The organism is Mucilaginibacter flavidus (genome assembly GCF_024055575.1).
Taxonomy (GTDB): domain Bacteria; phylum Bacteroidota; class Bacteroidia; order Sphingobacteriales; family Sphingobacteriaceae; genus Mucilaginibacter; species Mucilaginibacter flavidus.
Window position 1 is genome coordinate 78,968 of sequence record NZ_JAMXOE010000003.1, and the last position, 20,842, is coordinate 99,809.

A 20,842-nucleotide genomic window follows, 5' to 3' on the forward strand; every position below is an offset into this window, starting at 1 on the left:
GTAATCAACCCAAATAAAAAATCTGATTGTTGCTATTATAACATGATTGATAATTTACGCACATCTGCCGCTTACGACGAGGACTTTTTGTACATGCAAATTGCCGACAGGCTAAGTAGCCAGATAAAAGGCCGGGTTTTAAAAACCGGGGAGAAGCTGCCATCGGTACGGGCTTTGAGCCATGAGCAGGGAATAAGCCTTAGTACTGCTTATAAAGCCTATGTGCAGTTAGAGATTAAGGGGCTGATTGAAGCACGTCCAAAATCAGGTTACTATGTTCGATACACACCGGCGCGTTCATTTGACGACGTAAAGAAAGAAACCACAGTGACCGAACCGACAAAATTGGGTGTGGATGATATGATTGCGATGGTACACCGCCATTTTTCTGCTGACGGTATAGTTAAATTATCGGTGGCGTCGCCTGCGCTATCATTATTGCCACAGGCCAAGCTCAGCAAATCAATGGTCGAAGCTATCCGTATCAGTGCCAATAGCTGCATCAGTTACGAGGGGGTGCAGGGTAACGAGAACTTAAAAAAACACATCGCCCGGCTGGCCTTTGGCTGGGGCGGAAATATTTTGCCAGATGACGTTGTTACCACACAGGGTTGTATGGAGGCCCTGGTGTTTTGCCTTAGGGCGGTAACCAAACCCGGCGATGTGGTGGCAATCGAGAGCCCTACCTATTTTGGCATATTCAGCACCATACAAACCCTTGGACTGAAAATAGTTGAAATACCCACACATCCAATCGAGGGCCTGGACCTTGATTTTTTGGCAAATGCTATTGATGAGCAGCAAATTAAAGCCTGCCTGTTTGTGCCTACATTCAGTAATCCACTGGGCTATTGTATGACGAATGAAAGGAAAAAGAAGCTGGTGGACATGTTGGCAAAAAAGCAAATCCCGCTGATTGAGGATGATATTTATGGCGAAATGTATTTTGGCAAAACCAGGCCGCGTACCTGTAAAAGTTATGACAAAGAGGGCTTGGTGATGTTCTGCTCATCAGTATCAAAAACACTGGCCCCCGGTTACAGGGTGGGTTGGTGTATGCCGGGCAGGTTTAAAAAACAAGTCATCAATTTAAAATTGATGCATTCTCTTTCGTCGGCATCGCCAACACATGCAGCAATCGGCCATTTTTTTGAAACCGGCCGCTATGACCTGCATATGCGCAACCTGCGCAAAGCATTGTACACCCAATGTTTGCGGTATACGCAGGCGGTCACTGAATTTTTTCCGGCTGATGTTAAGGTAAGCAGGCCAGATGGAGGTTACGTGCTATGGATTGAGATGGACAAAAAAATAGATGCGTTTGAACTTTACACGCGGGCAATAGCTTACAATATCAGCATATCGCCGGGACAAATTTTTAGTACCGACAGCCGGTTTACCAACTTTATCCGTATAAGCTTTGGCGCCCCCTATAGCCCGGAAATTGAAAAATCATTAAAGACATTGGGGCAGTTAATGAGTAAATTTTAAGATACATTCTAACTATCTTTGGTAAACTTTGTTATAAAGTTCTATGATTCAATCCTCACTTACGCACCGTTTAAAGGACCAGCACCGGGCCATAACCCCCATTATTATAAAGCTTAACGACAGGCAAATACAGCATCATGTTATAAAAGGCAAGTGGAGCATACACGAGCAAATTGCTCACCTGGCCAAATATCAACCGGTTTTTATCGACCGTATCCGCAAAATATTGATGATGGATAACCCGGAATTTGAAAGGTATAGCGCGGAGGACGACGATGGATTTGAAATATATTGCGCGTTTACCACCTACGAGCTGCTTAAAAAAATAAATACCGACCGGGAAATAATTTATAACCTGGTAACCAAGTTATCGCCTGATAAACTGGACCGGACCGGCGTTCACCCAAAATTCGGTAAATTGAACATAGTTGAATGGTCTGAATTTTTTGTGCTGCATGAGGCGCATCACTTGTTTGCCATTTTCCAGATGACGCATACTATGAAGTAGCCCCGGGCAAAATTTCTTTCTTTCAACAAAATTATTTCTTTCGGCAATTGTCTGCATGTTAAATAACAATTCATTGTTATTTTTACCCACCCTTATTGTGTAAAAAAATCAAGAGCTTATGCCAGACGATAAACCAAAACCACCCGGTATTTTCAGCCTGCTGAAACCATATTCGGGTTTGGTATTTATGCTGATACTGTTTGCTATATTTAGCAACAGTGCTAACCTTTGGCTGCCAAAAATCATTTCGCACGGTATCGACGATTATATCCACAGTATGATGCAGCGTGTGCATTTTGATACATCGCCGGTTATTATCAAGTTTTCGCTGGCAGTTGTGTTCATTTTTATCTGCTCATTCTTTCAAAGCGTTATTCAAACTTATACATCTGAAAAAGTGGCGCGCGACCTGCGCTCACGGTTATCAGACAAAATATCGCGCCAGAGCTATGCCTTTGTTGAGACGGCTAATCCATCAAAATTGCTGACAAATCTTACTGCCGATGTTGATTCAATTAAGCTTTTTGTTTCACAGGCGCTGGTATCAATAGTATCATCAGTATTTATAATTGTTGGCGCCAGTATTTTACTGCTAACTATCAACTGGAAACTGGCGCTGTGTGTTATAGCTATTATCCCAATTATAGGCGGCACATTTTTCTACGTGTTAAAAAGAGTGCGGGCATTGTTTATGAAAGCCCGCGAGGTTATCGACTGGCTAAACAAGGTGATAAACGAAAGTATTTTAGGAGCGGCGCTGATACGTGTTATCAATTCGCAGCAACTGGAGTTTGATAAGTTTTTGCAGGCTAATACAAAAGCTAAGGATTTCGGCATGTCGATTTTGCGGTTGTTTGCAGGGTTAATCCCGGTTATTACTTTTTCGGCCAATATTGCCACTTTGAGTATCCTGGCTTTAGGGGGCCATTTTGTTATAAACGGAACCATGACATTGGGAGATTTTGGGGCCTTTTATAGTTACCTGGCCCAATTGATATTCCCTATACTGGTTATCGGCTTTATGAGCAACATCATAGCGGCAGCCACGGCATCTTTTCAAAGGATAAATACGGTCTTAAATGCATCCGACAATATTGAAACTGGCATAGTAACCGAAACTCTAAAAGGTGATATTCTGCTTAATGATGTTTCGCTGGTGTACGGGCAAAAACCGGCGCTTAAAGATATATCGATAACTATTAAGGCGGGTGCTAAAATTGCCATAATAGGGCCTACGGCTGCTGGCAAAACCCAGTTACTTTACCTGCTCACCGGGTTGATAAAGCCAAACGGCGGTAGTATTTTGTTTGATGACAGAACGATTGATGAATACAATAGCGAATCGTTCCACAGCCAGGTGGGTTTTGTTTTCCAGGACAGTATCATCTTTAATATGAGTATTCGCGAAAATATTGCCTTTAGCGATACGGTTACTGACGAATCGTTGCAAAAAGCTATTGAAACTGCCGAACTGAAAGAGTTTATAGATAGCTTACCTGATAAGCTGAGCACCATAGTTTCGGAGCGCGGCTCCAGTCTTTCGGGCGGACAGAAGCAGCGGATCATGCTGGCTAGGGCGTTGGCGATAAATCCCAGGGTTTTATTGCTGGATGATTTTACCGCACGAGTCGACGGAAATACTGAAAAGAAGATATTGGCCAATGTGCAGAAGAATTACCCAGGCCTAACCTTGCTTTCGGTTACCCAAAAAACAGCCTCGGTTGAACACTACGACCAGATAATTTTATTAATGGAGGGCGAAATTATTGCAAGCGGTAAGCATGACCACCTGATGAAGACCAGCCCCGAATACGTACAGATATATAACTCGCAACAAAGCACCAGCAATTATGAACTACAACCTAAATGACCTGCAGGCCAAGGCGCCCAAGTCATCAACCTGGTCGTCGCTTGGTAAATTGCTGCAGCTGATATCGCACGAAAAGAAAAACCTGTGGCTGGCGTTGATGACCATTTTGGTAACATCAAGCATTAACCTGGTTGGTCCGCTGATTATTGGCAGAACCATTGACGATTATATTTTTGTGCCCCACAAAAACTATCATGGCGTACTGGTAAACTGCGCGATATTGTTTTGCCTGTACCTGGTATCGTTGGTTTCCAGCTATGTACAAACTATGCTGATGGGCGGGGTAGGGCAGCGCATGTTGTTCACGTTGCGTAATTCCATCTTTAATAAATTGCAATTGCTGCCGGTTGGTTTTTTCAATCAAAACAAAGCCGGCGATTTGATATCGCGTGTAAACAATGATACCGATAAGCTTAACCAGTTTTTTTCGCAGCAGTTGATGCAGTTTATCGGCAGCATCGCCACTATGACGGGCGCGGGTATATTTTTGCTGTCGATAAATATCAAACTTGGTTCGGCTACGCTGATACCGGCAGTGGTGATTTTACTGTTCACAAGCATCACATCGGCATGGGTAAAAAGCAAAAATGCCAGGAACCTCAAAAGCGTTGGTGGAATGAGCGCTGAAATACAGGAAAGCCTGAATAATTTTCGGGTTATTATTGCCTTTAATCGCCGCGATTATTTCCGCAAAAAGTTTGATGAAGCAAACCAGGAGAATTATAAAACAGCAATTGGCGCTGGCATAGCTAACAACTCGTATGTGCCGGTTTATGCATTGTTATCGAGCTTTGCGCAGATAATAGTGTTTGCCTATGGTATTTATTTGTTTTCGCGCGGGGAAATTGGCATCGGTTTGGTGGCTGTTAGTTTTGCATCATATGCCAATAATTTTTATAACCCATTACGTCAGTTGGCGGCATTGTGGACAGGTTTCCAAACGGCTATGGCCGGGTGGGACAGGATTGCGCAAATATTATCGCTGGAAACCGACCTGGTAAAAGTTGAAAAAACCATACCCGAAACGGCAGCACCGTTACTCGAATTCAGGGATGTGTATTTTGGATATGATGACGACAAAGAGATACTGCACAATATCAGCTTTAAACTGGAGCAAGGGAAAACTTACGCGCTGGTGGGTCCGACGGGTGGGGGCAAAACAACAACAGCATCTCTTATTGCCCGCCTGTACGACCCGAATAAAGGTATGGTACTGCTTGAAGGTGCCGATATCCGCTCATTCGACCCAACTGAGCGCACTAAAAAAATTGGCTTTATTTTGCAGGAGCCGTTCCTGTTTACCGGCACCGTGCGCGAGAATATTTTATACGGTAACGAACTGTATGTAAACCATACAAACGAGCAATTGGAAGAGGTAATAAAAGAAGCTAACCTGGGAACCCTGCTGGCCATTTTTGAAAGCGGCCTGGATACTAAAGTACTATCGGGCGGCGACAGCATCAGCCTGGGCCAAAAACAACTGATAGCGTTTATGCGGGCCGTATTGCGTAACCCCGACTTGCTGATTTTGGATGAGGCTACCGCCAACATAGATACCATTACCGAAAAATTGCTAAGTGACATTTTAAATAACCTGCCCGCAACAACTACAAGGGTAATAATAGCCCACCGGCTAAACACTATCGAGAATGCTGATGAAATATTCTTTGTAAACTCAGGCGAAGTAATCCGCGCCGGGTCGTTTGACCATGCGATGGATATGCTGTTGCAGGGGAAAAGGACGAGTTAAGTTTGAGTCGGGAAAGTCAGTAAAGTCGGGAAAGTCAATAAAGACGCAAGAAAGTTGATCTAATAACTTTCCCGACTTTCGGTCTTTCGGACTTTACTTAATTTCGGGACTTTCGGACTAAAAAAAAAATCCCTACACTTGTAAATAAACTATAAACCGATTATGCAGAGATATACTGGTCAAAAACGAATTTTAGTTGCTACAGATTGTATAATATTCGGATTTGACGGATGGAACTTAAAGCTGTTACTGGTACAGCGTAATATTGAACCTGAGAAAGATAAATGGAGTTTAATGGGCGGCTTTATCCAGCCCTCCGAATCGCCGGAAGATGCGGCAAACCGCGTTTTGGAATTGCGCACAGGATTGAAAGATGTTTATATGGAGCAATTCCAGGTGTTTGGCAAACCAGACCGCGACCCTGTTGAACGTACTTTGTCAATTGCATATTTCGCCCTTATCGATATACATCAATACGAAAAAGAGATAAACGATGAATACCACGCTGAGTGGTTTTTATTGGACGAAATGCCTGAACTGATATTTGACCACGCTGAAATGGTTAAGCTTGCCCAAAAGCAATTGCGTTATAAGGCTGCGCTCCATCCCATATTATTTCAATTATTACCCGAGAAATTTACTATACCTCAACTTCAGGCACTTTACGAGGGAGTTTATAATACCACTTTCGATGACCGTAACTTTAGCCGAAAACTATTGTCGACCGGCCTTTTGGTTAAGCTGAACGAGAAAGATAAATTTTCCTCAAAAAAAGGCGCGTTTTATTACAAGCTCGACCAATCACATTATGCGGAAAACTTCGAACGGTTTTTGAATTTGGTGCCCAATCCCGACAAGTTTTTTTAAGGCTTCACGCTGAAGGTGCTGAAAATCAAACGCTAATTATTAAAAAAGATATCAATTTTAGCGTTTATTTGAAGGGAAAATACAATCTTTATGTCCCCTTAAGGATTTACCTGAATGTATTTATCCTAAGCCATGAGGAGCCTTTTACAAAGTATTATTACTGTATTCCTGGTTTGCACACGTATACTGGCATGGGCGCAATCCCCCCAGACGGTAAATAACGGGCAGCAAACTCAGCCCGTAGCTTTTCCGCAAGGATGCGTTTATAACTGGACAAACGATAAACCAGCCATTGGCCTGCCTGCAAGCGGTACAGGCGATATAGCGTCATTCACTGCCAGTAATACCGGTACCTCCCCGATTGTTGCTACAATTAAGGCGACGCCGGTGCCATTGGGATATGCGTACATAAGCAACCAAAATTCAAACGACGTTTCGGTTATCAGCATTGCCACCCATGCAGTTGTTAAAACCATTAGTTTACCGGGACAACTAAACCCCTTTGGCGTTGCTGCTACTCCTGACGGCAGTAAAGTATACGTAACTAATGTTGGTTCGGGCACCGTATCTGTAATAAGCACAGCAAGCAACACTGTAATAAAAACTATTACAGTGGGCGCCGGCCCGTTTGGTATTGCTGCAAGTCCCAACGGTACTACGGTGTACGCCATAAATAGCAACAGCGGCACCATTTCTGTTATAAATACTGCAACCGATGCTGTAGATGCAACGATAAACGGTTTAATTACACCGCAGGGAACTTGCGTTAGCCCCGATGGAAAATGGCTGTATGTTACCAATGCAAGTGGCAACGCAAGTCTTTACATAGTTAACACAGCTACCAACACCGTCGATTTTACTATACCACTAAACGGGACAACCAACGGTGGAATAGCGATAAGCCCCGATGGCAACACATTATACATTGCCAATAATGCTCCAGGTACTGTAACGGTTTTTAACACCATCACTAAAACCGAAACTAAACTTATAATAGGAGTAAGCGGGCCGTACGGCGTAACTGCACGTCCAGATGGCAAACGGGTATATGTTGCAAACAGTTTTACAAAAAAGGTATCTGTAATTAACACCGCCACCAATATCATTATAAAAACTATCAATACCAGTGGTATTCCGTTTGGAGTATCAGTTAGTACCGACGGTAAGGAATTATATGTGGCAAACCATGTCTCCAATAAAGTTGATATTATAAGTACAGCTACAAATAATGTAATAACCTCGGTAGATGTAGGAAGCGACCCGCTTTCGTTGGGGATATTTACAACCAGTATAGGCTGTAACGGCCCGCCTGTTACATTTTCAATTTCAGTGAATCCTACTGTGCCAACAATTATTGCAGGGCCCGTAACCGGGTCAATTTCGGCTTGTGTTGGTACTGCGTCTGCAAGCCCGGATATCCAGCAATTTACCGTAACTGGAAGCGATTTAACGGCTGGGATAAAGGCAACAGCCCCCGCGAATTTCCAGGTGTCGCTTTCGGCAAACAGCGGTTATGGCAGTAGTGTGTTGCTAAACCAGTCAGGCGGGAAAGTGGCGAATGTGGTGGTTTATGTCCGTTCTGCGGCTACAGCCACCGGCAGTATTTCAGGCAATGTGGTGCTGAGCTCGGCGGGTGCGGCTGACCAAAATGTAGCTGTTAGCGGCACGGTAAATGCGTTGCTGACAGTTGACCCGGTAACAGATAAAATTTACTACAATGGTGATGTTACAAGCCCGGTAGTATTTACCGGCACGGCCGGTAAATTTAACTGGACCAATGATAAACCGGGAATAGGGCTGCCTGCAAACGGCATAGGCGATCTGCCCTCGTTTACCGCCGTCAATACCGGAACTACCCCTGTTATTGCTACAATTAAGGTAACGCCTTTGCCAACAGATTACGCTTACGTGGCCAACCAGGGGTCAAATATGATTGCCGTTATTAATTGCACTACGCATAAGGTAATTAAAACTATAAATGGTGGTTCAATACCTGTTGGCATAGTGACAAGTGCTGACGGAAAAAGAGTATATATCGCAAATAATGACGCCAGTACGGTTTCGGTAATTAACACTGCCGATAACACATTATTAACCTCGATCCCTGTAGGGAATAGCCCTTACGGCATAGCTATAAGTCCGGATGGCACCCGGGTATATACGGCAAACTCCAACGCTGCTTCTATATCAGTGATTGAAACACAAAATAACAGTGTTATCACTACAATACCCAATCTGCCCAGCATTATTTCGATAGCTGTAAGCCCTGATGGTAAGTGGGTGTACGCGGCAACAGAAGGGAGCCCTAATGCGGTGTATATTATTAACGCATCAACTAATGTACTCGATTCAACCATACCTCTCGGTTCTTCTTATAATTATGGCATGGTTATAACACCTGATGGTAAAAGCCTCTATTTTACAAACAATCAGAATAGTTCTGTTACCCGGGTGAACCTGGCCACCAAGACGGTATCGTCCATCCCGGTTGGCGCCGGGCCGTATGGTATTGCCATTAACTCCACGGGCACCAGGGTGTATGTTGCCTGCAGCCAGGCAAACGAAGTGGATATTATTAACACTGCCAATAATGCTGTTATAAAAACACTGCCTGCCACGGGCTCCCCTTTCACTGTATCGGTAAGCAGCGACGACAAAGAGTTGTATGTAACCAACCGTTCCGCTAATGCCGTTGACATATTTAACACTACCAATTATAGCAAGATAACCACCATTACAGGTCCCGCCTTTAATAACCCGATGTCGTTGGGCAGTTTCATAAGCAAGGGGCCGGGATGCCCGGGGCAGCCAATTACATTTAAAATTACCGTAAACTCAAAAACTACACAAATAACCGCAACAGCGGCAACAGGCACCATTTCGGCATGTGAAGGTTCGCCGTCAGCTAGTCCCAATATTCAGCAGTTTACGGTCTCGGGAACCGGTTTGACGGCCGGGGTAACAGCCACAGCTCCTACAGGTTTCGAAGTTTCGTTGTCGCTAACAGTGGCTACGGCAATAGTGTAATAATAAACCAGTCAGGTGGGCTTGTAACAAATATTGTAGTTTATGTTCGTTCTGCGGCTTCTGCAACCGGCAATATCGCTGGTAATGTGGTGCTAACTTCTGCAGGCGCTACCGACCAAAGGGTTGCCGTTACCGGGACAATAAATGCGTTGCCGACCGTAAATAAACCCGGCGATGTAACATACATAAATGGTGACCTTACTACAGTAATAAACTTTGCCGGCACAGGCACCACATTTACCTGGACAAACGATAAACCGGGGATTGGCCTGCCCGCAAACGGCACTGGCGATATTCCATCATTTACGGCTGTAAATACCGGGCCAACGGCAATAACGGCCACCATAAAAGTAACGCCGGCAAATGCTACAGGATGCCCCGGTATACCGCAAACGTTCACCATCAAAGTAAATGCGTCGCCTGCAATTACTGCTACCGTGGTTAGCGGCAGCATATCGGCCTGTGTGGGTACAGCCTCGGCAAGCCCCAATATTCAGCAATTTACAGTTTCGGGAACAGGTTTAACAGCTGGAATAACTGTCACGGCACCGGCCGGTTTTGAAGTGTCATTGTCGGCAAACAATGGTTTTAGCGGCGCAGTTACGCTAAACCAGTCTGCTGGGAAAGTAACCAATGTGCTGGTTTATGTAAGATCGGCGGCTTCGGCAGTGGTAGGGCCTATTTCGGGTAAAATTACACTCGCTACGGCAGGGGCAACAAATTTAACAGTAGAGGTGAGCGGAACAGTCAGCGCGTTACCTGTTGTGGACCCGGTGGGCGACAAAATATACGTAAATGGTGATATTACTACTGCTGTTAATTTTACAGGAACAGGTAATATATTCCATTGGGTTAATGACACACCGGCAATAGGACTCCCGGCGAGCGGAACAGGTGATTTGCCCTCGTTTACGGCTGTTAATGTCAGTGGATCTCAGCTTAAAGCCACTATTACCGTAACACCGGAAACTAAAAAATATGGCTACGTTACCAATGCAAATGATAACACCGTTTCAGTTATTGATATTTCTACCAATAAAGCCGTGGCGACAATACCTGTTGGTAGTAATCCGGTAAGGATCACTATTTCGCCCGACGGCAGCAGGGTATATGTTACTAACGAAAGCTCTGATGATGTTTCGGTAATAAATACATCAACAAACAGCGTAATTAATACAATTCCCGTAGGAGGAGTACCATCTGCAACGGTAATAAGTTCCGACGGCAGCAAGCTATACGTTGCCAATATATACGATAATAACATTTCGGTTATTAGCACAGGCAGCAGCAGCGTTGTGAAAACCATCCCGGCAGGACTAACACCCTTGGGTGTTGTGCTGAGTAACGACGGGAAACTCTTGTATGTATCAAATAATGGTGAGAACGATTTATGGGTGATTGATACGGCAACCGGTGCATTAATTGACAATATACCGGTGGGAAAGCAGGCCGAGGGCATCGCGATGAGCAGAGATGGTAATTGGGTTTATGTATCAAATTTTCAGGATGGAACCATTTCAGTAATTAATACGGCGACTAATAAAGTAACGGCAACCTTGCCTATAGGCAGTAATCCATCAGCCATCACTGTTACTCCTGATGGTAAATTGTTGTATTCAACCAGTGACCTCGATGATAAAATTTTAGTAATTGATATAGCGTCCAAACAAATTGTTAAAACAATTACAGTGGGTACAAAGCCCTGGGGTATGTTATTGAACCGCGACGGCAGCTTACTATACGTTACGACCCCCGCGGATAATACGGTTTTAGTTATCAATACAGCCACCAACCAGGTGGTAAATAAAATTCTGGTGGGGGCTGCGCCCAGCGCATTCGGTACCCTTGCGGTGCCGGGGGCCGACTGCCCTGGCATTCCGGCTACTTTTACAATTACAGTTAACGTCCAAACCCCTTCAATTACACACAGTGCTGTAACTGGCACAATAATTGCCTGCGCCGGCTCGCCATCTGCCAGTCCCAACGTCCAGCAGTTTGCAGTTTCGGGCACTGCTTTGACTGGCGATATAACTGCTATGGCTCCCATTGGATTTGAAGTTTCACTCTCGGCAATCAGCGGCTTTACTAAGAGCGTAACCCTGGCACGTACGAACGGCAGTGTTTCAAATGTTGTGGTATATGTAAGATCGGCCGACTATGCGATAGGGAGTGTTTCAGGCGATGTCGATTTATCAACTCCAGGAATACCTACTCAAACGGTTCCCGTTAGGGGTCTTGTAAATGCCTTACCAACGGTTAATGCAATAGGCAATCAAACCAAACAAGATGGCGATGTCACCGATGCCATTAGTTTTGCAGGCAGCGGAAACCAGTTTAGGTGGACCAATGATAAGCCGGGGATCGGCTTGCCTGCGGCTGGTTTGGGCGACATTGCCGCGTTTAAAGCTATAAACACCGGTGCAGCCGATATCACAGCCACTATAACCGTGACACCGTTAAAACTCGGGTACGCATATATTCCTGACCTGCAGTCAAACGATGTTTCGGTAGTAAGCCTGGCATCTAATTCGGTGATAGCTTTTTTGCCGGTCGGAAATCACCCTATCGGCGTGACGATTAATGCCAGGAACAATCTAATTTACGTTACAAACGCCGATGGTTCAACGGTTTCAATAATCGATCCGGCCACAAATACCGTTAAGGGGGCTATTCCGGTCGGGAGTTCACCATATGGTATAAAATCAAATGCGGATGGCAGTTTACTGTTTGTTGCAAGTTTAAACGGCAATAGTGTGGCGGTGATTGATGTTTTAACCAATGCGGTAATACATACTATAGTCGGCTTTACAGGGCCCATTGATGTTGCCGTGAGCCCCGATGGTGGCACCCTGTATGTATCAAACAATAGGTCGACCACGGTATCAGTTATTCGCATAGCTGACTATACCCTTCAAAAAACGATAAATGTGGGCGAGGCTCCTTTTGGACTGTGTTTTAGCCCGGATGGCAGCAAGTTATATGTCGCCAATGAAACCTCGCGTGATATTTCGGTAATTAACACCGCAACGAATACGGTTTCAGGCACCATTACGGGCAACTTCTCTCCCCTTTACCTGGGGATCAGTCCCGATGGCAGCAGGCTATATATTCCAAATGTAGCATCTACTAATGTTTCGGTGGTAAATACAGCTACAAATGCTGTAGTGGCCACTATTGAAGGATTTGGGCAGCCAACGGGCGTGAACGTTAGCCCCGACGGGAAATTTGTTTACGTTACCAGCCAGAGTGAAAATAAGTTGTCGGTTATTGATGCTGCAACAAACACTGTATTTAATGAGATCCCAGTGGGGAAAGACCCCGCAGCCATTGGAACCTTCCTGAGCCCGAGCCCTGCGTGTGATGGCCAGCCGGTAACATTTACTATAACAGTAAAAGCATCGCTGCCGCCGGCTATTACTAACGACCAGCCGCCAAATGGCGTCAATACTATTTATGGCACGCCTTCGCCGGTAACATCGTTTACAATATCAGGCAGAGATATGAGGGAAGGTATCAAGGTTACCCCGCCAGCGGGTGTTGAAGTAAGTACCGATAATATCAATTTCAGCAATACCATCACTGTGGGCGCCGCAGGCACAATTGCTCCGACTACAATTTATGTGCGATTGGCAAAAACCACGCCGGTTGGCTCTTACGGGGGCTCTATAAGCCTGGAGAGCACAGGCGTAAATACTATTTACCCTCAATTGCCGGTAAGTTTAGTTAGTCCGGCACCGCTTACGGTAATTGCAAATGCCAAAAGTAAGAACTATGGCATCTTGCTTGCCGGTGCACCCGGCTCGGCTGATTTTACTGTTGCCGGCTTGCAGAATAGCGAAACCGTCCAAACCGTAACCATTACGTATGGACAGGGCTCAGCGGCAACCGACCCGGCAGGGACCTACGCAGGCTCAGTAACACCTGCAGACGTAACCGGCGGGACATTTGACCCGAAGAATTATGCAATTAGCTATATGAATGCTGATCTTACTGTTAATAAGACGCCATTGACAATAACAGCTGATGATAAAATCAAAACTTATAAAGACCCCAACCCAGCGCTTACCTTAACTTACAGCGGGTTTGTAAATAATGAAAGCCCCGCACAATTAACATCGCTGCCGGTTGTTTCGACTATTGCTGACGAAACATCCCTTCCGGGAAAATACACCATTTTAGTTTCCGGGGCTGCTTCGCCAAATTATGATATTGCTTTGGTAAACGGTGTGCTTACGGTTTTAGGAATAAACGTGCCGTTAAAAATCCCAAACACTTTTACCCCCAATGACGATGGCATAAATGATACCTGGAACATCGCCAATATCGACAGTTACCCAGGTTGCATAGTAAATATTTACAACAGGTGGGGGCAAAATGTATTTTCATCTGTTGGTTATGGCAAATCGTGGGATGGCAGGTATAAAGGGACATTGCTGCCTGTTAGTACCTATTACTATATTATCGATCTTAAAAATGATAGCAAACCATATTCAGGCAGCATTACAATTATAAGGTAATGCAGCAAAACAGGTTTACAAGTGAGACATTAATTGTGGTGTTAAATTGGTGAGTTTTGTTGCATAAAAGATTAATTTTTGAAAATTAACCTTAATTAAAAATTAAAATAACGCGCAGGTATATACAAGGGATAAGGAGAAAAACTATATTCGTATATTGGTTGCATTGTGTATCGCTTGATTTGAACGATATTAAGCGTACTACCAACCTAACTATAGCAATAACTTTAACGTAAACACGTTCGTAGCAAAAACGGCTTTTATAGAACCATTATATATTAATGAAAAGAATTTTATACTTATTGTTCGTTTTTATTTCATGCTTACAATTGGTATCGGCCCAGCAAAAGCCGCAATACACACAGTATGTATTTAATAACTACCTGTTAAACCCGGCGGTTGCAGGTATTGAAAATTATACCGATGTTAAAGCAGGTTACCGCAGCCAGTGGACTGGTTTGCAGGGGGCACCTGTTACCAGCTATTTAACTATCAGCGCACCGCTTGGTTCCAACTTTTTAAATGGCGATGCTACGGCATTTCCGGCTACTGGTGGCATAAACCCGTCGAGCAGGCTATACACGCAAAACTATATGGCTGCTGAGCCGCACCACGGCATAGGCGCCAGCATAATTAGTGACCAGGCTGGCCCGATAAATCAAACAACTTTTAATTTGTCATATGCTTATCACCTGGGGCTTGCTGCCAACTTAAACCTTGCAGTAGGGGCATCAGCAGGATTTAACCATATCAGCCTTAATACGGCCTTAATAACGCTTGAAAATCCGCTTGATCCTGCGATAAGCAACGGCAACAATAGCCAATGGAAACCTGACCTAAGTATTGGTACCTGGCTATATTCGTCGACTTATTACGTTGGAGCATCGGTGCAGCAGCTTATACCGCAAAACCTTTATTTTAGCTCGAGTAAAGCGTATAACCAAAGCAAAACGGTGCCGCAGTATTTTTTAACAGGTGGGGTTAAGGTTTTTTTAACTGATGAAATAACGCTGCTGCCATCTTTTTTGATAAAGGTGATTCAACCTACACCAATCACTTATGATTTAAATGCCAAGTTTTCATTCAGCGATAAATTCTGGTTTGGCGGATCGTATCGTCACAATGATTCATTCGGCGTGTTGGCCGGCGTAAACGTCAGCTCATTTATAAATATCGGCTATTCGTATGATATTACCACATCAGCCTTAAATACTGTAAGTAATGGTACCCACGAAATTGTGATTGGTTTGTTGCTTAACAACAGGTATAAGGTTACTTGTCCGCAGCACCTTTTTTAAGAAGGCCCCCCAGCCCCCTAAAGGGGGAGTAAAAGAAATTCAATACGATATAACTTGCCAGGTTTTCAAAACTTGGCAAGTTGTCTTTCGTAATGCAAATCAAAAACTCCCCCTTTAGGGGGCCGGGGGGCTTCGACTACAGTTCCTTTCTCAACCTTGCAACAGGTATATTCATCTGCTCACGGTATTTGGCTACGGTACGGCGGGCAATGTTGTAGCCGGCATCTTTAAGTATTTCGGTAAGTTTTTCATCGGCCAGGGGATGGCGTTTATCTTCTTTACCTATATGTTCTTCAAGTATCTTCTTAACTTCTTTATTTGATACTTCCTCACCACTTTCAGTCTGTATAGCCTCGGAGAAAAAGGACTTAAGCAGGAACGTCCCGAACTCAGTTTGCACATATTTTGAATTGGCAACACGCGAAACCGTCGAAATATCCATATTAATACGATCGGCAATGTCCTTCAATATCATCGGTTTCAGGTTCTTGTCGTCGCCGGTTAGGAAGAACTCGTATTGATATTGCATTATAGCATTCATGGTTTTTAACAGCGTTTGCTGGCGCTGCTTAATAGCATCGATAAACCATTTTGCCGAATCGAGCTTTTGTTTTACAAACTGAACGGCCTCTTTTAACTTCTTATCCCGCTGCGATGCTTTGTCGTAATGCTCAAACATCTCCTGGTACGAGCGGCTCACCCTAAGTTCGGGAGCGTTTTTTGAATTGAGCGTCAGTATCAGTATCCCGTCGTTGTTTGAGATATGGAAATCAGGTATCACCTGCATTTGCTTGGTATTTACCTCGTTCGAGTCGCCGGGTTTTGGGTTAAGTTTCAGAATTTCATTAACAACTGCCTTTAATTCAGCAGATGTCATGTTTAGCGATTTTTCAAGCTTATCGTAATGTTTGCGGGTAAACTCGTCCAGGTAATGTTCAACTACCATCATTGCTTTTTTTACGATGGGGTCGCCTTCTTTTTTTCTTAGTTGTATTATCAGGCATTCCTGCAGGCTGCGGGCGCCAACGCCGGCAGGGTCAAAAGTTTGTATTACCTTCAGCATATCTTCAACCTCTTCATCTTCGGCAAAAACATTTTGTGAAAATGCAAGGTCGTCAGTAAGTGAAGTTATCGGACGGCGCAGATACCCGTCATCGTCGAGACTGCCTATGATCTGTTTACCTATCCTGAAGTCTTTATCCGAAAGAGGAAGTAAATCAAGCTGCTGCTGCAAGCTTTCAAAAAATGAACTTTGTACTGCAATAGGGATCTCTTTGCGCTCATCCTCGTCGTCGCCATTCTGGTCATAACGCGACCCATATTCGTTTACGTTATCTTCCTGCAGGTAGTCGTCAATATTGAACTCATCAGGCTCGCCTTTCTCTTCGTCACCATTATAAGTATCTTCTTCCGGGTCGCGGTCGGGGTAGGCTTCTTCAGGTTCGTTTAAGTTAGTAAGGCTTAAATCTTCAAGGGCCGGGTTCTCCTCCAATTCCTCTTTTATACGGGTATCTAATGATACGGTAGGCACCTGCAGCAATTTTATAAATTGTATCTGCTGTGGCGAGAGTTTTTGTAAAAGCTTTTGTTGAAGATTCTGTTTTAACATAAATTAGACTGGGGTCAAAAATACACCAATTACTTTAACTAAAAAATAATTAAGATAAATGGCGATTGACATTGGTGTTAAATGCCAAAAAAAATATTTTGTTTGTACGGCAAGTAAATTTATTTGTTACTTTAGGTCAACCAAAAATCAGGGCATATGGCTATAATCAAAGAGTTTAAAGAATTTGCCATGCGTGGCAACGTTGTCGACTTGGCTGTCGGCGTTATTATTGGCGCGGCTTTCGGCAAAATTGTTACTTCGCTGGTAACCGATGTTATTATGCCGCCTATTGGGTATGTAACCGGCGGGATTGATTTCAAAAACTTAAAGGTGATGATTAAGCCCGGTGATCCGACAAAAAAGATTGCGGATGTATCGATTAATTACGGCAATTTCATCAATACCTTTATCGAATTCCTTATTATCGCGTTTTGTATTTTTATGGTGGTAAAGGCTATTAATTCATTGAAAAAGCCTGAAGAAGCACCAGCACCTGCACCGGACCCGGGGCCAACCAAAGAGGAGGTTCTGCTTACCGAGATAAGAGACTTATTGGCAGCCGGAAAGAAATAACAAAACCTGTTCATCCTAAGATACAAAATATTGCGTCATTAAATAAGGCAAATTGAAACTGATTCAATTTGCCTTTTAATTTATGCTGATTTGTTTTTATTGACCCCGCGCATCGGGTATTGGTTTAGTAATGCTGTTAACTTTTAAATGCGTGGTTTTAACAACTTTTCCTTTTGGCGCAACAATAATTGCATAGGGCCACCAGATATCTGTCGCAGCTTTAATATCACTGCTTACGTAGTACCTGTCTTGCCCCAAATACTGACCTGGGGTAACTGTATTGTATTTTAATCCACGTGAATAAGGGTCATAAACTTCAAGATAGGTGTTGTCGACGGTTTGTTTGTAGCCTTTAACCAATAGAAAATGACCCCAACCAGTTCCCGACGTAGGGTAAAATTTCTGTGTATGCTGATATGCCAGTGAATTAAATGGCACCGAATACATATCAAGGCATAGTATTACCAGGTATCCTTTATCAATGCTTTCGGCAACCTGACCTGCTACATTTACTAAAGTGTCGATTTTGCTGTTAACGCCATTGTTATTTAAGTACTGCTGTATGTTTGAGGTATACCACCAGCCGCCAGACGGCAATATCTGCTGACGTGCATCAGCTGGTTTTTTATTAAAGAAGGGATCGGCCCATTTAATGGCCATGGTGGCAACTGTTGGCCCACAATTTATGGCCTGGAAAGGGCTGCCGTCAAACTGGTCGTAATAAAAATCATAGTTTTTATTTAGGCTGGTGCCGCCCTGCGTTATTCCGCCAACCCCAAAGTATTGAAGTTCTGTTTGTAGCACTATCGTAAACGATGTATGGCGCACGTTATCGGGCGAACTAACCGTAAGTACCGGTTGACTGGTAAGATCAATTACGGCGCTGCCGGCAACCGCTGTACTGTTTACCGTTGCATTAACATTAGCGGCTAATGTATACGTTGCAGTAAGCATACGTATATCTACACCATCGGGCATTGTTGCCGTGATAGTATTTGTAAGTGTGTCTATTACTGATGGTACCAGCTCGCCATTAATGGAAAAGCTTACCAATCCTTTTTCTAAGCTATGATTTACGGGTAAATGTGTGGGCGATTCTCCGGCGTTTTTAGAATCTTTTTTACACGAGGAGTTTAAAAGCAGCCCAAAAACCAACGCAAATAAATAAGCGATTTTCTTCATATAGAAAGGTTTATAAATCAAAACTACTAATAATTTAGTTTGAACTAGGAAAATTTAGCCTATATTATTTAACCGGAGATGCAAAGAAGGCGCGGGCGGCAACATAAAAACAGAATAGAAGTGCGCCAGCCTTAAAACGTCTTGGGCAATTTAGGGTCTGTCAATATAATATAGTCGCCTTTGGCGGTAAACTTGCTCCAATCGGGGTTGGCGAAGTTGTCATCGGCGTAGGCGGCAATGTTTAATATGCGGATGTTTGGTGCATACTTTTTTAACTGCGCGGCAGTGCCCAGCTTTTCTTCGCTGTGAAAACCGCCATTTACCTGGAATATTTTGAATCCATGATGTGCCTTATAAGTCTTTGCAATATTGTAGCCCATAGTGGCGTCCCAAAGGTTTTGCGCCTGGAATACTTTTGATTTGTTTACAGCTTCGTGTCCACCCATCACCTCAACAAATTTGTCGTAGTAGATTCCGGTAGCAGTATCAATAGGTAATGGCGGTAAAAAGGCTTTCCCGGTTGCGTCAAGCTGCTGCAAGCTGGTAAGGCCAAGCCGGTTGGTCATGTTAACATAGCGTGCGGGGGCGTTGGCGGCTGTAACAGGTATGTGATTGGCTTTTGCCAATTCTATCATTGGCCTGTAGTCTTTATAATTTTTCCAGGCCCGGGCTTCGGTAATAAAGTTCTTCTCACGTATAAAACCTGCAAGATATTCGTTCAAGGGTATTTGGCAATCGGTTTCAAACATTTCCATCGATAAGGCCACCGTGCCCGGATATTTATCAGCCAGTTTTTTGAACATGGCCTGCTCGAGGTAATGTCCGGTGGAGTCATTATGTTCTTCGCCAAAAAATAAGACATCGGCTTTGTTCATATCAGCTGCAATTTCATCAAGCGTAACAATTTTTTGTTTTGAAGAGCTGTAAATTTTGTAGTGGGTTGATAGTGAATCCTGGGCTAGAATACAAAGGGGGAGGAGAAAGAAGATAATGGATAGTGATAGTTTCATTTTTAGCTGATTGAGTTGACTAAGTTGGATTATGTTGATTAAGATTAAATCTTTCCCACCTTTATTGTCATGCAATATATCAAACGATAACAACTTAATCAACCTATTGAACCCAATTCAATGTCACCAAAACTAAAAAGCAAAACAATATTTGAAAAACTACAAAAAATAACTACATTTGCGCTCTTGTTTTAAAAAACGACGAATAGAATAAATAGCCATGAAAAGAACGTTTCAGCCCTCACAAAGGAAAAGAAGAAATAAACACGGGTTCCGTGAGCGCATGTCAACTGCTAACGGCAGAAGGATTTTAGCTGCAAGAAGAGCTAAAGGCAGAAAAAGATTATCTGTTTCTGACGAGGGTAGCCATAAGTCATAATCCGGTTGCTTAGCCCGGATAGGGGGCTCCTGGCCGGTTATGTACTTAAATTTCGGTTCAGTTATCAGCAACAATGTATACTTTTAAGAAAGAAGAACGGTTATGTAATAAAGGGCTTATTGACAAGCTTTTTCATAACGGTTCTTCTTTTTTATGTTATCCTTTCAAAGCATCGTGGCTGCTTATTGACGAGCCCATGCAATTTCCTGCGCAGATTTTATTTTCGGTATCAAAGAGGCGCTACAAGCACGCTCACGACCGTAACTTAATAAAACGGCGTATGCGCGAAGCCTACAGGTTAAATAAACAACAGCATTTGTATGATGCACTTAACAGTGCCAGTAAAAATATCGTACTATCTGTTGGATTTATAGGCAAGGATATTGCTGAATATGATTTTGCTGAAAAAAAGATGTTGAAGCTTTTAACCCAGCTTTGTGCCGAAATTACTAAATGAAGGCCGTAAGCAATTTATTGAAACTTATAGTTGGGTCAATATTCGTCGTCCTTATAAAAATATACCAATATTTTATTTCGCCGCTAACCGGGGCATCCTGCAGATATACGCCAACTTGTTCGCAATATGGCGTTGAGGCCATAAAAAAGCATGGTCCGTTTAAGGGCGGATGGTTAACTTTGAAACGTATTGCCAGTTGCAATCCCTGGGGTGGGCACGGGCACGACCCTGTACCTTGATGAAGAGTCCGAAGTCTTGAGTCTTAAGTCTTTAGTTTGAAAGGCTGTTTTTGACGCGAGACTTA

At 43.6% G+C, this 20,842-nt stretch carries 15 protein-coding genes; 12 read left to right on the plus strand and 3 right to left on the minus strand.

The window, feature by feature from the left end:
• The first annotated feature begins 42 nt into the window (after positions 1-42).
• The 8 genes from NAF19_RS08225 (at position 43) to NAF19_RS08260 (ending at position 15,328) form a co-directional block, all read left to right on the plus strand.
• On the plus strand, positions 43-1,491 hold the full coding sequence (locus NAF19_RS08225) for an aminotransferase-like domain-containing protein (protein ID WP_252789421.1): 1,449 nt from the start codon (positions 43-45) through the stop codon (positions 1,489-1,491).
• A 43-nt stretch (positions 1,492-1,534) separates the two neighbouring features.
• Positions 1,535-1,999 carry a DinB family protein gene (locus NAF19_RS08230; RefSeq protein WP_252789422.1) on the plus strand — a complete coding sequence of 155 codons (465 nt, stop codon included), beginning with the start codon at positions 1,535-1,537 and terminating at the stop codon, positions 1,997-1,999.
• Positions 2,000-2,117: 118 nt separating this feature from the next.
• Complete coding sequence (locus NAF19_RS08235; protein ID WP_252789423.1) at positions 2,118-3,869, plus strand: ABC transporter ATP-binding protein; 1,752 nt, start codon at positions 2,118-2,120, stop codon at positions 3,867-3,869.
• Positions 3,850-5,619 carry an ABC transporter ATP-binding protein gene (locus tag NAF19_RS08240; RefSeq protein WP_252789424.1) on the plus strand — a complete coding sequence of 590 codons (1,770 nt, stop codon included), beginning with the start codon at positions 3,850-3,852 and terminating at the stop codon, positions 5,617-5,619. Before NAF19_RS08235 ends, NAF19_RS08240 begins: the two co-directional genes overlap by 20 nt.
• Before the next feature lie 162 nt (positions 5,620-5,781).
• Positions 5,782-6,486 (plus strand): NUDIX hydrolase, encoded by a 705-nt coding sequence (locus tag NAF19_RS08245; RefSeq protein WP_252789426.1) that lies wholly within the window; start codon positions 5,782-5,784, stop codon positions 6,484-6,486.
• Positions 6,487-6,618: 132 nt separating this feature from the next.
• The gene (locus NAF19_RS08250; protein WP_252789427.1) at positions 6,619-9,513 is read left to right on the plus strand and encodes a YVTN family beta-propeller repeat protein; all 2,895 of its coding nucleotides are present in this window, start codon (positions 6,619-6,621) and stop codon (positions 9,511-9,513) included.
• Positions 9,514-9,602: 89 nt separating this feature from the next.
• Positions 9,603-14,030, plus strand: a complete 4,428-nt coding sequence (locus NAF19_RS08255) for a YVTN family beta-propeller repeat protein (protein ID WP_252789429.1) — start codon at positions 9,603-9,605, stop codon at positions 14,028-14,030.
• Positions 14,031-14,311: 281 nt separating this feature from the next.
• Positions 14,312-15,328, plus strand: a complete 1,017-nt coding sequence (locus NAF19_RS08260) for a PorP/SprF family type IX secretion system membrane protein (RefSeq protein ID WP_252789431.1) — start codon at positions 14,312-14,314, stop codon at positions 15,326-15,328.
• A gap of 136 nt (positions 15,329-15,464) precedes the next feature.
• On the opposite strand, the gene rpoN is transcribed toward NAF19_RS08260, so the two are convergent.
• Entirely contained in the window at positions 15,465-16,937 is a 1,473-nt protein-coding gene (gene rpoN, locus NAF19_RS08265) for an RNA polymerase factor sigma-54 (RefSeq protein WP_252789432.1), read from the minus strand.
• Between the two features lie 156 nt (positions 16,938-17,093).
• On the opposite strand from rpoN, the gene mscL reads away from it, so the two are divergent.
• Positions 17,094-17,510: a large-conductance mechanosensitive channel protein MscL gene (mscL, locus tag NAF19_RS08270; RefSeq protein WP_252789434.1), complete on the plus strand. Its 417-nt coding sequence runs from the start codon at positions 17,094-17,096 to the stop codon at positions 17,508-17,510.
• Between the two features lie 96 nt (positions 17,511-17,606).
• On the opposite strand, the gene NAF19_RS08275 is transcribed toward mscL, so the two are convergent.
• Together NAF19_RS08275 and NAF19_RS08280 are read right to left on the minus strand one after the other, a co-directional pair.
• Complete coding sequence (locus NAF19_RS08275) at positions 17,607-18,692, minus strand: SGBP N-terminal domain-containing protein (RefSeq protein ID WP_252789436.1); 1,086 nt, start codon at positions 18,690-18,692, stop codon at positions 17,607-17,609.
• A gap of 131 nt (positions 18,693-18,823) precedes the next feature.
• Positions 18,824-19,702 carry a ChaN family lipoprotein gene (locus NAF19_RS08280; RefSeq protein WP_252789437.1) on the minus strand — a complete coding sequence of 293 codons (879 nt, stop codon included), beginning with the start codon at positions 19,700-19,702 and terminating at the stop codon, positions 18,824-18,826.
• 220 nt (positions 19,703-19,922) lie between these two features.
• Between NAF19_RS08280 and rpmH the strand changes: the two genes are divergently transcribed.
• The 3 genes from rpmH (at position 19,923) to yidD (ending at position 20,777) form a co-directional block, all read left to right on the plus strand.
• The gene (gene rpmH / locus NAF19_RS08285) at positions 19,923-20,081 is read left to right on the plus strand and encodes a 50S ribosomal protein L34 (protein WP_252789439.1); all 159 of its coding nucleotides are present in this window, start codon (positions 19,923-19,925) and stop codon (positions 20,079-20,081) included.
• A 73-nt stretch (positions 20,082-20,154) separates the two neighbouring features.
• Complete coding sequence (locus NAF19_RS08290; RefSeq protein WP_252789440.1) at positions 20,155-20,538, plus strand: ribonuclease P protein component; 384 nt, start codon at positions 20,155-20,157, stop codon at positions 20,536-20,538.
• Complete coding sequence (gene yidD / locus NAF19_RS08295) at positions 20,535-20,777, plus strand: membrane protein insertion efficiency factor YidD (RefSeq protein ID WP_252789442.1); 243 nt, start codon at positions 20,535-20,537, stop codon at positions 20,775-20,777. The genes NAF19_RS08290 and yidD overlap by 4 nt, the downstream gene beginning before the upstream one ends.
• Positions 20,778-20,842: the final 65 nt, after the last annotated feature.